This window comes from Streptomyces sp. NBC_01241 (assembly GCF_041435435.1).
Lineage (GTDB): Bacteria > Actinomycetota > Actinomycetes > Streptomycetales > Streptomycetaceae > Streptomyces.
The window spans coordinates 170,856-185,281 of sequence record NZ_CP108494.1 but is presented as its reverse complement, the minus strand read 5'-3'; the positions used below and the strand labels follow the sequence as shown (position 1 = coordinate 185,281).

Here is a 14,426-nt window from a genome sequence, read left to right as displayed (position 1 = left end):
TTCTACGTGGAGGGTGCAATCGGTTGTGCAGTGGTGCCGGCCGACGTCGTCACCGATGAAGGCCACGACGCCGACCGGTCGCCATGTCACCTATCTCCCGTTGATGGCAACCTCGAGCAGGTCGGTCGTCGACCCGTTCGAGCCGTCGTCGAACGCCAACTTCACGTACTGGGCCTGCGCGCTGAGGGGGTACTGGTTGCGGAACCCGAAATAGGCAGTACCCGTCGGGCCGTTGACGGTAGTGGCATCACTCCAGGTCACGCCGTCGACACTGGTTTGGATCTTGATTGTCCTGGGCGTGTTGAAGTAATTCTGATCCAGCGTGTTGAAGTTGATGTCGATGTTCGCGATATCCGACTTCGCGGGCAGCTTGAATTGAATCCAAGCCTTTTCGCTTCCTGGCACCGACCACTTCGACCGATCGAAGTGGTCGCCATTGATGAGCCTGCCGTCGGTGAGGTGCGACAACGTATCCCGCCCCTGGCCGGCGGTGATTTCGGCACCCTTCGCGAGGTTCCGGTACGGCAGCAGGTCCATGAAGACCCTGTTCGTTCGGTAGGTCTTACCGTCCAGTGTCACGTCTGCCCAGACGACCCCTCTCGTGGGTGCCTCGACCTGCGGGGTGGTGATCTTTTTCCCCTTGAACGTGAACGTGTCCACTTCCTTGATGGCGACCGGCTTGTATTTGTCACCGCCTGCCAGATCGACGATTCCGCCATGCCATGTGATCTGAGCCGCGTCCAAGCCGATGGGCCCGCCCGAGGTCGACCTGCCTTGTATGTCGTACGTGAGCCCGTCGTTCAGGCCGAACTCGCCGTAGGCCTCTTTCCCTTCCACCGACAACGACGCACTGAGCATGTCGGCGGCATGGACGAGGCCGTCCTTGACCGTCACCTTCAACACGCCTTGCTTGGTCACGCCCTCATAAGCGCCTCGGACCGTGATGCTCGTCGTGCCGTCCGACACCGGATGCACGATTCCACTGGGGCGAACCTTCGCTGTCTCAGGGTTCGCGCTGCTGTAGGTAACGCCCGAAAGCTTGGCTTTCAGCGCGGGATACGTCATGTAACCCTCGGCCTTGACCTTCAGCACCTTCGGCGCCAACTGCTGACCCGTGACGTCGATGTCGGTCAGCTTGTACTTGCGCTCAGGATTGTCCGTCACGATCTTGACGATCGTGTCGATCGGGTCTTCCTTCACATCGGCCAGGTCGATGGTCAGGCTGTCGCCCTTCTGACTGAACGACGTGACCGGGACGTCGCTGTTCAGCCATCTCACCGACTTCACCCGATCCTTGACCGGACGAATGGTCAGGGGCTTGTCGGTGATCGCGTCGAAGCCCTTCTTGCCGTCCGGCCCCTTCACGATGTGCAGATAGATGTTGTTGTCCCTGACAGTCGCATATCCCCATTGCGGGCCGGTCGTGCTGTTGGGGAAAGCGAACTTCTCGTAGTTTCCTCGTCCATCGTCTTCGTAGCCGGCGTCCGCCAGGAAGTACGGCGTCGTGCCCGTCGTGGACTCGTGTCTCTCCGTACCATGCACCGGAGCGAACCAGCCGGCGAGGTTCTCTCGTACGTCGATGAACTCCTGGACGGCCTTCGGGTATCTCGTGGCGATGTCCTGGGGAGAGTCCCAGTTCGGTCCCCGGCTGTCGAGAACCGATTGATCGTTGTTGTCGACATAGCCCCGACCGGCATTCATCACCATCTCTTTGGCGACCTGCCTGAAGTCGTCGCGCTTGCCATAGTACGGCGAGAGCATGTTCTTGGTGTGGATCATCTTCCACGGTTCCATGGGGGTCCGCTTGAGAAGATGGTTCTTCCCCGTATTGGCGTAGATGCCCGACGCCTCGCTGGTTCTCACATCCGGATCACCGTACTCTGCCCCCTGGGCATTTGAGTCCACGATGATCTCATCGCTGTGGTCGCGCACTGCGCTGTACATCGCGTCGTAGTTGGCATTGGGCATTGCCTGTGGGCCGTCGAAGTACAGGTAGTCCGGAGAGTAACGCCTGATGAGATCCTCCACATTCTGCACGAACACATCAGTGGAGTAATGCTGCAAGCCGCCGCCCTCGGTAGCGTAGTACAGGCCGAATTTCATTCCGTAGCGCTTTACCGCCTGTTCATACGGCTTCAATCCGTCTACTACATTGCCGTTCTCGTCCTTGGGGAGGTACTCCGCCCTGATGTGCTTCGGATCGGCGAATTTTGACGGCCAGAAGTAGTTCTGCTGCAGGGATTCGACCGAAACCAGCGAGTGTCCTTCGCGCTTCGCTCTCGCTGCCCATTGATCAACGGAGTAGGTGGGATCCACAAAGTAGTTGTACGTCGGGGTGGAATGGGTCAGTGCGCTGACCCTGCCCTCCTCGAACCACTTGTTCGGACGTTCCTTCACCGTGATGGTGAAGTCTTTTGAGGCAGTGCTCCCTTCCTTGTCGGCCACCTGGACGGTGAAGCGGTAGTCTCCTGGTTCGGTGTTGACGCCAACGATGCCTTTGGTGCTGTTCAGATCGACTTTCCCGTCGACCAGTCCATCCGCGATGGAGCCATCAGGGTTCAGCGCCAGGCCATCAGGCAACTTCCCGTCGATGATCTTCCAGGTATAGCCCGGCGCGCCACTGGCAGCCATGAACTGGAAAGCCGAAGCGCTGACGCCGTACTTGTTGTTGGACGCCGACTTGTTCCAGACGTACGGCCATTCCTTGTAGCCGGTGGGCATGCTGTTCTTCGGAAGCGGAGTGTGGATCGCATCGTCGGTCGAGAGTCCTTGCGACACGATCTGCAGACTCCCCGACGACCCTGTCACGGAATTGACCAGGCCGTCGATCTTGTTGCCGTTCTGGTCCGCCACCCGGCCGTAGAACCCGAGAAAGGCGACGTTCTGATCCTTGGCTATCGGCACACCGTTTGAATTCACGTCCTCCGTGTAGGTGTGCTTGATCTGAATCATCAGCTTGTTCCAACCTGCGTGCAGCTGGACGGCTTGCTTCGTCAGATCCTTTTGCACCTCCACCGGGGTGCTCGGGTTCGTCAGGCAGCTGTCGTTCGCATACAGCCGGTACGAACCGCTCGCGCCGACATTGAGATATGCCTGCTGCTCGACAGGGCTGTAGACGTACGTGTGTGCATACACGTACTTGTTCCTCGTATCGACACCCTTCTTGACGGAGTAATACCCGTAAAGATCCTGGTAGTCGTCGTAGTTCCGGTTATAGATGCGGTCGTCGAAGTACTCCCACTTTCTGCTTTCGTTGCCGAAGCTCAATGAATCGCCGACCTTCGGAGTGATCTCCGCCTTCCCGTCGACCGGGGTCTTCGAGCCATCGGCTTCACATTCATATTGCTTGTCGACCACCGGCGAATCGAATGGGCCCGAGACCAGCCAGGAGTTGATGAACGGAGCGTTCCCGGGCACCTGCTGCGCGGACGCCTTTTTCGTTGCGGATACACCGAACAGGAGTGATGCGACGATCACCACCCCCAAGAAGGAAGCGATCTTTCTATAGCTGTTACTCACTGTCGAGTGGCCCTCTCTCCATTAGCGCGACTACTCCGTGCTCCGTAGGGGTTGTGCAGTGGTGCCGACCGGCGCCGTCACCGGCCGGCACCACGTCTCAGCGGCGCAGCAGGTTCGTCGCCGGGCTCGCGGCCCGGACCTCGAGGCGCCGGAGCGAATAGCCGAAGGACGACGTGCGCTTGATGCCCTGCATGCGGATGTACCGGCCCGACACGGGAGCGAAGGTGAGGTCGTCCACGCGGGCGCCTGCGGGCTTGTCCCGGACGGCGGCGGCTGTCTTCCAGTTCGTCCCGTCGTCGGAGACCTGGATGTCGTAGTCCTTTCCGGACGCCGTCTCCCAGTCGAGCAGGACGCGGCGGACCGTCTGTACCTGGCCCAGGTCCACCTGGATCCATTCGCCGTCACGGTAGGCACTGGCCCAGCGGCTCACCGGGTCACCGTCAGTGGCGTTCTCCGGTCCCAGGCTGGGCACTTCGGACGACGACGCGGTGGTGGGCCGGTGCAGCGCCAGATCCGCTGCGTCGAAGACGCGCATGCTCCACAGCGCGAAGCCGTCCTGCTTGCGGGCCGCTTCGGTGCCGACGAGACGCACGTACCGGGCGGTGACCGGCTCGAAGGTGAGCGTGTCGGATCCCGCGGACGCGCGGTCCGTGCGGTGGGCGACCGTGGTCCAGGTCGTGCCGTCGCCGGACACCTGGATCGCGTAGTCACGGCCGTGTGCGGGCGCCCAGTCCAGGTCGGCCTTGGTGACGGTCCGGGGGCGGCCGAGGTCCACGCGGAGCCAGGCGTGATCTCCCGGGCCGCTCTGCCACTTGGTGGTGCTCACCCCGTCGAACGCCGCGTCGGCCGTGCCCGCGGACGCGGACGCCGGCTTGCCCGCACTCAGCTCACTGTTGGCCGGGGTGGCGAGTGTCGTGGCGACCTCGGTCAGCCCCGTACCCACGCCGAGCTTGCGCACGGTCGACATGAAATCGCTGTACGGGACACCCGAGTTGGCGCCGCTCCACATCTTCTGCGCGAGGACCCCGAAGGTGGGCTCGACCAGCTCGTGCACGTCGAGTTCGGTGTAGCTGGACTTGGTCAGGTCGTTCCACACCGAGGACATGGCGCCGAGGAGTTGGGGGTCCTTCGGTGCGACGCTCTGGCCGTCGGGGAAGACGTTGGGTTCCCAGTTGTCGTAGAGGTACTTACCGTCCAGGCCGTGGCCGTGGTAGTAGCTCGCGAACGGGACGATGTAGAGCAGGGCGTCGTTGGTGTTGATGAACGAATAGCCGTCCTTCTTGGCGGCCTGCGGGCCGTACCACGAGTTGTTCCAGCTGTTGAGGGTGACGTCGCGGTCGAAGCCCTCGGTGTCGGACGTCATCAGGGACAGGCTGCCCCAGGCGCGCGGATGCTTGCCGAGCGCGCGGATGTGGGCGGCGATCTCGTTGAAGTAGCTCTTGTAGCGGGGCTTGTCCGACCGGTACTCGTCGGCGCCGAAGTGCACGTCCGGGCCGCGGAACCACGGCGTGAACTCGTCGAACACCGACTTCATGAACGCGGTGGTCTCCGGCTTGGACAGGTCCAGGTGGTCGGAATCGCCGTTGTTGAGACCCAGGGACGGCTTGAACCGGATGAACGCGAGCGAATGGGCGGGGGCGTCGAACTCGGGGACGAGCGTGACGCCGTTGGCGGCGGCGGTGTCCTCGAAGGAGTCCCAGTCGTGCCGGCCGTACGCCCCGTCCTTCGAGGCCAGGCCGGACAGCGCGGGGTTGTCGGTCTCGAGCCGGAAGCCGGCCTGGGCCTCGCTCCAGGGCCGGTCACCCTTGAACCCGTTGTCGTTGAGGTGGATCTGGAACTCATTGAGCTTGAACCAGCCCATGAGGCGGATGTAGTCGCGGATGAAGTCCGCGGTGAAGAAGCGCCGCCCGACATCCAGCGTGAAGCCCCGCACCTTGTAGTTCGGCCAGTCCACGGCGGTGCCCACGGGGACGGAGTCACGGCCGTCGTCGAGCAGCAGGATCTGCAGGAGCGTACGGGTGCCGTAGTAGACGCCCTTCGCGGTCGGCGCGGTGATCCGCACGTTCTCGCCGGTGACCGTGAAGGTGTAGCCCTCTTCCTTGAACCGGGCGCTGTCCACCGCTTCGGGCAGGGTGGGATCGACCGAAAGCACGATGTCGCCGCTGTGCGGGCGGCGCGGCGACAGGGCCGGCTTGCGCCCCGTGACCTGCTCGATCTCGTCGGGGAGGGTGGCGAGTTGATCGCGGAGACGGTCGCGGTGCGCTCCGGCGAACACGATGCGGCTGTGCCGGCCCAGCTCGAAGAATCCGGTGCGGCCCTGCCACTTCTGGAGGGCGGGCACCACTGCGGGTTCTGCGTTGACCGGGTCGGGGGCGGCGCTCGCCGGTGTCGCGGGAGCGGCGAGGGCGAGCAAGGAGAGCATTGACGCGAGAAGGCACAGCAGCTGTCCTGGACGCACTCTCATGTGAAACTCCAAGCGTTCTCGATGGATTCGTTCCTGGAGGTTCGTGCGGGTGACGCGACGGGGAGCAGGTGCCGGCCGTGCCGTGCCCCGACCGAGGCCGGGGCACGGCACGGCAGCGGTCACGGCCGGGTCGTCATCTTGTAGGTGGTCTTCGCGTCGGCGATGCTCCCGCCGTTCTTGGCGGTGATGGTGAATTTGCTGGTGCCGGGGAAGGCAGGAATTCCGGTGATGCCACCGGTGTCCTGGTTGAGGGTCAGGCCGTGCGGGAGGCGGCCGTCGGTGACCTCGTAGCGGATGGTCCGCGGAGTCGTCGAGGTCACCTTGAAGGCGTACAGCTTTCCGACCCGGGCGTCCGCCGGCTCCGGCGTGGCGAAGCCCGGTGTCGGGGCCTTGATCGACTGCGGGTCACCGATCGGCTGACCGGACGTGTCCATCTCCTGCAGCGTCCACTCGGCGTCCGGCGTGACCTCGCTCAGGTGCCAGTGCCTGCTCGCGACGCCCAGCTGCTTCTTCTGCTCGGCAGTGAACGCGCCGGATGCGCGCGCGGACTCCCACATCCGGACGGCGGCGAGCAGCACGGCGGTGTTCTGCCCGGACTGGAGGCTGCTCACGCTGGTCTCGAAGTTGATGCCGGCGTCGAGGGATGCCGCGTGCGCCAGGGTGTCCTCGATCTTCTGCAGGGCGTCGCCGCCCGAGAGCCCCTGCTGGCCCATCATCCCGGGCAGGTAGTTCGCCCGGTAGAAGGTGTTGCTGCGGATGATCTGGGCGTAGCTCGTGGGGCCGATCTCACCCCAGCTCGCCCTGGACTGGGCGTCCCAGGTGTTCGACGCGAGGTTGCTGCACTCGGTGATGAAGTTCTTGGTGGTGACCTGCCGGTGGACGCCGTTGACGAGCCGTGCGAAGCCGTAGCCGCCCCAGCCGTTGTAGCCGGTGCCTTCAAGCCCGTCGTAGGACGTGGCGTGGACGCCGCTGGTGTTGTAGGCGGTGGCCAGCCGGGTCGCGATCTCGTCGGTGATCGGCAGACCGGCCAGCGCGCCGCCGTAGCCGTTCTGGATGAGCCGGGCGACGGTGGTACCGGCCGGGTAGTCCTTGGCGACCGAGGACCACTGTGCCCGGCTCAGGCCGCTGACCTGCCACTCGGTGTTGCTGACCTTGGTGACGGAACCGTAGGTGATGAACTCGTCGCCGATGCACAGCCGTTGACCGTCGACGCCGGAGGCCAGCAGGCCGTTGGCATCCACGTACAGCGTGGTGTCCGCCCCGGCCAGCGGGCGGGTGAGCCGGGCGGAGCCGCCCACCGCGAGCCGTGGATCGGCCGGCGCCTTCACGTACGGGTCGTTGGCATCGATGAAGGTGGACAGGGTGTGCACTCCGACCTCGATGCCCTCCTTCGCCGCTGCGGCCACCAACTGGGCGGCCGCCGCGTCCGATCCACCGAAGGAGCCGTTGAACTGGTAGTGCCCGTGCGACACCCACGGCCCGTTGCCGCTGATCGCGTAGATGTTCCGCACCCCGGCCTGCGCGGCGAGCTTGGCGGCCGCTGTGACGGTGCCCGTGTTGAGGTCGTGGACCCAGAAGTGGGTCTGCGAGGTGCGCTGGGCCGCCTTCTGCCACTGGCCGTCCAGGGTGGGGTACGCCTGGTCGTGCTCCTTGGCGATCTGGCTGAGCACGGTCAGGGCGAGATCCGGCGCACTGCCGAACAGGGCGATCTTCGACCCGACGATCCGGCCCTCGGGCGCGGGCAGCGGGCCGAGCGGGATCTCGTAACCGTTGGTGCGCTGCCGGACCCGTGCCTTGCTGTAGTCGTAGGTGGTGGCGCGCAGGACGCTGCCCCACGTGGTCTTCGCGGCGACGTTGCTCGCCAGCCACTCGTCCTTCACACCGGTCTGCAGGCCGTACGGATTCCATACGAGGTCAGGACCGAACCCGTACGCCAGATGCTCGTTCGGCCACCCGCCCACCGTCTTGTCGTTCAGCGGCCGGACCCCCATGACGAAATCGGAGTTGGCGACCACACCGACCGTCTCGCCGATGGTGTCGTCGAGCATCGTCGGCAGCGGACCCCACAGCAGCGTCTGCACATCCACACCCGAGGCGGCCGTCAGGCCGACGACTTCAAGTGTGGAATGCGTGGGAAACCCGACGGCCTCTACCTGGATCGTCACGCTCTCGCCGACGAACTCCAGGACCTGCCGGTGGTGCGCCCGGTCACGCGACACGACCCGCACCTTCGCGGGAACCACGTGCTTGCCGTCGGCCACCACGCTGACCAGCGGCACAGGGGTGTCCTTGGCCAGGTGGTCGGTGCCGTCACGCAGGTCCACCAGGCTGTCCACGTACCCGGAGCCGCTGATGCCCACCGAAAGGAAGCCCGCCCCGATCCGCAGCGACGAGGACGTCTTGGTCCTGGCCGTTCGCGCGGCATGCGCGGGTCCGGCGGCCATGGCCACGGCCGTGGCCGAACTCAAGCCGCTGGCAACCAGAAAGCGACGCCTGTCCACATGTCCTCCTAGGTGAAGTGACTCTCGATGACGCGCGGGATCGCTGATCAACTGCCCGCGAACAGCTCATAGGGGCGCAAGGCCGGCAAACGTCGAGCGACGAACGAAGTCACCTGGATAGTTCGTATTCTTCAACGAAGATGGTTCGCGCTGTTCCGAGGAGCGGGATCGGCGGACGGCCGTGAGCCGGAGAGCCCATAGGCCTGCCCGTGCAGGGAAGTGCGCTTGCTTCTCCTGTGTAACTACCGCAGCACAAGTGCGGTCTAGCGTGCACGGCACGGAAGTGGCCGTCAAGGCTTAGTTCGGATCTATTCCCGATGGCGCGGGTGCTCCGCAGGGCGGTCCGAGCACCCCTGTACGGGCGGCCAGGGAGGTATCTTGGGGGCCCAGCACTTGGTATTTCGTGACGGAATGCATCGGATACATGGAGCAACATGACTGGATCTTCCCGGCCCGCGTCCGCGTCCGCGGCATCGGAGACGGAGACGGAGACTGAGGCGGCCCCCTACCGCCCCGGCTACGAGGTCGCGGCGGAGCGCATCCTGGAGTACGTCGCCCGGCAGGGGATGGGGCCCGGCGACCGGCTGCCGACGGAGAAGGATCTGGCGGCCGAAGTGGACATGAGCAGGACGGTGGTGCGAGAGGGCGTCAAGATCCTCTCGGCCCTCGGGAGGCTCTCGGTGGAGAAGGGGCGCGGCATCTTCGTGGCGCATCCCAGGAACGACCTGTGGTCCGACACGTTCTCCCGGTTCCTGCCGACCGACCCGAGCCGCGTCGGTGAACTGTTCGAGTTCCGGCGCTTCACCGAGGCCGAGACCAGCGGGCTCGCGGCCGCGCGGGCCACACCGGTTCAGCTCAGGGCGATCCGCGAGGCGGCGCAGCGCTCGGCGGAGGCTGCCGAGCGCGACGACCACGAGTCGTTCGGCCGGGCCGATGCGGAGTTCCATCAGGCGATCGGCGCGGCAGCGGGGAACGCGTTCCTCTCCAGCCTGGTCGACGCGATCCAGCGGCTGCAGCGACAGGTCACCATCGTGGCCCTGGCCGACTCCGCACCGGGATCACTCGCCGGGGCCGCGGAGCAGCACCTGGCGATCCTGGAAGCGATCGGGGCCGGTGAGCAGGAACAGGCCGCCGCCCTAATGGCCCGCCATATCGACACGACGGAACTCCAGGTCCAGCGAGAGATCCGCAATCGCATTTTCGCCGCTCCCGCCGCTCCCGCCGGCCGGGACGGGGCGTGACCGCGGACGACAGCCTCGATCAGTAGCGCCCCGCCGCCCCGCCCCGCCGCCCACACCGGAAACGACCGGGCGACGGGGCGGTCGAAGCGTGCCGGGGTCGTGAACCGCGCCACCGACGCGTCTCGTTCCCGCGAAGCGAATCCGTAGGGGCCGACGAAACTCTACCGACATGTATCAGATCTATTGCCTCCCTGGTTCAGCAATAACTCCGTCTCATCTCTTGACATGCCGTCGCGCGCGGACTTCCATACCCCAAGGTGCCCTGACGGGCGAACGCTGAGGGGAAGCGGTCGCCCCCGAGAGCAGCAGGACTCTGGGAAGAGTCTGAACCATGTGACGGATTCGGTGGACGGTCGGCAGCGGGATTCCCTCTCTCGTCCCGGTACGAACAAGACAGCGACTCGGTACCGCCCCCGGACAACGACGGGTAGGGGAAGTTGGACATGATGCGCAATCCGATACTCACGAGAACCGCCGCCCTCGCAGGTGCTCTCCTCCTGGCCGGGTGCACGGCCGGCAGTTCCGGTACGAGTGCGTCCAAGGGCGACGGCGACAAGGTCACCCTGACCTTCCTCACCTTCGAAACGCCCAACCTGGACGCGAAGTACTGGGACGCCGCGATTGCCCGCGCCTCGGCGAAGGTGCCCGGGGTGACGATCAAGAAGCTCGTGTCGCCCAGCGCCGACCGCACCGGGTACGCGAAGCAGCTCGACAGCACGGGTCAGTTCCCGGACGTCATGATCGGCCTGAACCCCGCCGGATTCGCCGAGGCGGGCAAGCTGTCACCGTGGACGGACAAGGAACTCGCGACGTACGAGAACCCCCGCGCCAACACCTATGACGGCAAGGTCTACCAGCTGCCCTACGCCGCCCAGACGACGCTCGTTTACTACAACAAGAAGGACTTCGCGGCCGCCGGCATCGACGCACCGCCCCACACGTACCGTGAACTGCTCGACGACAGTGCCAAGTTGAAGAAGAAGGGCATCAACCCCTTCGTGGTCGGCGGTGGCGGCAAGGATTCCTGGGCCGACATGTTCCCGCTGATCTGCACGGTGGCCACCGACGTCTACAAGAAGACGCCGGACTGGCTGTCCCAACGCGCCAAGGGCAAGGTCAAGTTCACCGACCCGGCGTTCGTCGCCGCCGCCCAGAAGGTCGCCGGCCTCGCGGACAAGGGATACATCGACCGCGCCGGCCTTTCCCGCTCCTACGCGGACACCGAACAGGCCTTCCGTGACGGAAAGGGCGCGATGTATCCGATGGGCAGCTGGTTCTCCGCCTCGGCCGACACGAAGAAGCCGGACTTCGACACGGGCGTCTTCGCGTGGCCCACGGACCAAGGGGCCCCGGCACTCCCGGGCGTCCTCGGCGGCGGGATGACCGTGAGCTCCAAGGCGTCCGATGTTCCTCTGGCCAAGAAGTGGGCCAAGGCGTTCATGGAGGACCAGAAGAACCTGGACGCCGCCGTCAAGGCCGACGGGCTCATCATCGACATCAAGGGCTACAGCCCGCCCAGCACCATGGGCCCCGTCTACAAGAAGACCGTGGCGGCGTATCGGCAGGCCCAGAAGGACGACGGGATCGTCAACTCGTTCTCCCAGGAGACCGGTGACGGTTCCCTGCCGCCCGGCCTGGCCGACAAGGCCGCGGCCGGCGTCCAGAATCTCCTCGGCGGCCGCATGACAGCCCGTCAGTTCGGTGCCTACATGGACGAGCAGTGGGACAAGGCCACCCGATAATGCGCCTACGTACCCTGACTCGACCGGAGGGTTCCGCTGCCGCGCCCGAGGCGCAGGACACGGCAGCTGTCCGATCACAGGACGCCCCCGCGCGGCGGCCGTCGCGACCGTCCCGGCGCTTCCGGCCGAACGGCGGACCGGGCCGCTTCGCTCTCTTCGCGGCTCCCGGACTGCTCGCCTACCTGGCCCTCGTCCTGGTGCCGATCGGCATGACCGCCGGCTACAGCCTCACCAACAAGAACCCCTTCAACCCGCCGACCCGGTGGGTGGGCCTGGCCAACCTCACGAGCCTGTTCTCCGACGACGACTTCCTCAAAGCACTGCAGAACACCGTCGTCATCACCGTGATCGTGACGCTGGTGACCAACGCCGGCGGCCTGGCGATCGCCCTGCTGCTCGACCGGCGCGGCTGGCTGTACAACGCCCTGCGCAGCGTGTTCTTCGTACCGGTCGTGCTGAGCGCCGTGGTGGTCAGCGTCATCTGGCAGGCGATCCTCGTCGATGACGGCCTGCTCAACTCCATGCTGCGGCAGCTGGGGGTGAGCCATCCGCCGGGCTGGCTCTCCGACCCGAGCCTCGCCCTCTACACGGTCTCGTGGGTCATCGCCTGGCAGGGGCTCGGCTTCTGCGTGGTGATCTACCTGGCCGGACTGCAGGGCATCCCGCAGGAGTTGCACGAAGCGGCGGCCATCGACGGCTGCAGACCACTGATGCGGTTCCGCCACGTCACCTGGCCGATGCTGGCACCCGCCGTCACCATCAACACGGTCATGTCACTGATCGGCGGATTCAAGGCCTACGACCAGATCCAGGTGCTCACCAACGGCGGCCCCGGCCCCGGCACCACGTCCACCCTCGCCTTCCAGGTGATCCAGACCGCGTTCAACGGCAACCACGTCGGCTACGCCTCCGCGATGGCCGTGGCGATGCTGATCCTGGTCGCGACCGTCTCCGTGATGGCGCTCGGGTGGCTGCAGAAACGCGAGGTGTCCGCATGAGCACGAAGACGAACCCGGACCTGAACGCGAGCATGAACAGGGGTGGAACAAGGGCGTGGATACGTCCGGTCGTCGCGCTCCTCGCCGGCCTGCTGTTCTTCCTGCCGATCTACCTCGTGCTGGTCAACGTGTTCAAGGACGGTTCGGCGATCGTGTCGAACCCGGTCGGCCTCCCGGTGCCACCGACCCTGGACAACGTCCAGAGCGTGCTGTCGCGCCCTGACCACCTCTTCTGGTACGGGCTGGTCAACAGCACGGAGGTCACCGTGATCTCCATCCTCGTCATCACCGCGATCTCCGCCATGCTCGGCCACTACCTGGCCCGGTCGACCGGCTTCCTGTCCAAGGTCATCATGGTCGTCCTGCTCTGCGGTCTCATGGTGCCACCCGCGGTGATCCTCACCCCGATCACCGAAGTCCTGCGCACGCTGGGGCTGATGAGCAGCGTGCCCGGACTGGTCCTGGCGTACGTCGGCTACTACATGCCGTTCGGGGTGTTCGTCTTCGCGGGCTTCGCCAAGACGATCCCCCGAGAGCTCGAAGAAGCCGCGGCGATCGACGGCGCCGGAGCGTTCCGCGCCTTCTGGCAGGTGGTCTTCCCGCTGATGCGGCCGGCCTCGGCCAGCGTGGTGATCTTCCTCGGCGTCTGGATCTGGAACGACTTCCTCAACCCGCTGATCGTCCTGGGCCCGGCTGCAGGCACCACGGTGACCGTCGGCATCTACCGTGCCATCGGTGAACACCAGGCGGACTTCGGCTCGGTCTTCGCCTTCATGTTCCTGGCGACACTGCCCATCCTCGTCTTCTACCTGGCCTTCCAGAAGCAGTTCGTCAAGGGCCTCACAGGAGGAGCGACGAAGGGTTGAGCGGCCGGCACCGGGGCGGGTCCGCGCAATCCCCCGCCCCGGTTGTCCCATGCCGTGCGACCGGGTCCCGAACGAGAGGCACACCTGAACTCATGCGCACCACCACACGGGTCGGTCAACTCACCCTGGGAGCAGCCGCGTTGGGCAACCTGTTCCATCCGGTCAGTGACGAGGACGCGGCCGCCACCGTCGAGACAGCCTGGGCCTGCGGCATCCGCGCGTTCGACACCGCTCCGCACTACGGACTCGGCCTGTCCGAGCGCCGGCTGGGGGACGCACTGCGCACTCGGCCACGTGTGCAGTTCACGCTGTCCACCAAGGTCGGCCGCCTGCTGCGCGCACGTGCCGGAGTGCCCGGCGACGACCTGGCGAACGGCTTCGCCGTCCCGGCCACCCACGAACGGGTGTGGGACTTCAGCGCCCGCGGTGTACGCACCAGCGTCGAGGAGAGCCTCGCCCGGATCGGCCTGGATCGCGTGGACACCGTCTACCTGCACGACCCGGACAGCCACGAGCGCGAGGCCTTCGACTGCGCCTACCCCGAGCTGGAGCGGATGCGTGCGGAGGGCACGCGATCGGCGTCGGCATGAATCAGACCGCGATGCCGACACGCTTCGTCCGCGACACTGACATCGACGTGGTCCTGCTGGCCGGCCGCTACTCCCTGCTCGACCAGAGCGCTCTGGCCGCACTGCTGCCGCTGGCGGCGCAACGCGGAGTGTCCGTGCTGGTCGGCGGGGTGTTCAACTCGGGCCTCCTCGCCGATCCCCAGCCGGGCGCGACCTTCGACTACGCACCGGCCCCGGCACACCTGCTGGACCGGGCGCTGGCTCTGCGCACGCTGTGCGAGACCTTCGGGGTTCCGCTGCGGGCCGCCGCCCTGCAATTCCCGCTGGGGCACCCGGCGGTCGCCGGTGTGTTGCTCGGGGCACGCAGCGCCGCCGAGGTGACGGATGCCACCGCGATGATCAGCCACCCCGTCCCCGAGGAGATGTGGCTCGCCCTGCGTGCCCAGGGTCTGCTGCCGGGCGCGCCGGTGCCTGTACCGATATCGAACTGAAGCTCAATTCGCTGGAACACGCACACAAGGATGGT

7 protein-coding genes and 1 pseudogene are annotated in these 14,426 nt (G+C 65.8%); 5 read left to right on the top strand and 3 right to left on the bottom strand.

Going from position 1 to position 14,426, the window contains the following annotated elements; all coding sequences use genetic code 11:
- Nucleotides 1–90: 90 nt before the first annotated feature.
- The 3 genes from OG306_RS00810 to OG306_RS00800 form a co-directional block, all read right to left on the bottom strand.
- On the bottom strand, nucleotides 91–3,519 hold the full coding sequence (locus tag OG306_RS00810; protein ID WP_432762226.1) for a putative Ig domain-containing protein: 3,429 nt from the start codon (nucleotides 3,517–3,519) through the stop codon (nucleotides 91–93).
- A gap of 97 nt (nucleotides 3,520–3,616) precedes the next feature.
- Nucleotides 3,617–5,983 (bottom strand): discoidin domain-containing protein, encoded by a 2,367-nt coding sequence (locus OG306_RS00805; protein ID WP_266751882.1) that lies wholly within the window; start codon nucleotides 5,981–5,983, stop codon nucleotides 3,617–3,619.
- Nucleotides 5,984–6,102: 119 nt separating this feature from the next.
- A complete protein-coding gene (locus tag OG306_RS00800) occupies nucleotides 6,103–8,451 on the bottom strand; it encodes an Ig domain-containing protein (protein WP_371665038.1) in 2,349 nt (782 codons plus the stop codon).
- Between the two features lie 467 nt (nucleotides 8,452–8,918).
- Here OG306_RS00800 and OG306_RS00795 point away from each other — a divergent pair, with 467 nt between their 5' ends.
- The 5 genes and pseudogenes from OG306_RS00795 to OG306_RS00775 all read left to right on the top strand — a co-directional run bounded on the left by OG306_RS00795 (nucleotide 8,919) and on the right by OG306_RS00775 (nucleotide 14,391).
- Nucleotides 8,919–9,725: a FadR/GntR family transcriptional regulator gene (locus OG306_RS00795; RefSeq protein ID WP_266908047.1), complete on the top strand. Its 807-nt coding sequence runs from the start codon at nucleotides 8,919–8,921 to the stop codon at nucleotides 9,723–9,725.
- A gap of 443 nt (nucleotides 9,726–10,168) precedes the next feature.
- Complete coding sequence (locus OG306_RS00790) at nucleotides 10,169–11,467, top strand: ABC transporter substrate-binding protein (protein WP_266751879.1); 1,299 nt, start codon at nucleotides 10,169–10,171, stop codon at nucleotides 11,465–11,467.
- Complete coding sequence (locus OG306_RS00785; protein WP_266908045.1) at nucleotides 11,467–12,465, top strand: carbohydrate ABC transporter permease; 999 nt, start codon at nucleotides 11,467–11,469, stop codon at nucleotides 12,463–12,465. Before OG306_RS00790 ends, OG306_RS00785 begins: the two co-directional genes overlap by 1 nt.
- Nucleotides 12,466–12,497: 32 nt before the next feature.
- The gene (locus OG306_RS00780) at nucleotides 12,498–13,331 is read left to right on the top strand and encodes a carbohydrate ABC transporter permease (protein WP_266752718.1); all 834 of its coding nucleotides are present in this window, start codon (nucleotides 12,498–12,500) and stop codon (nucleotides 13,329–13,331) included.
- A gap of 92 nt (nucleotides 13,332–13,423) precedes the next feature.
- Nucleotides 13,424–14,391, top strand: a pseudogene (locus OG306_RS00775) (aldo/keto reductase).
- Nucleotides 14,392–14,426 lie beyond the last annotated feature (35 nt).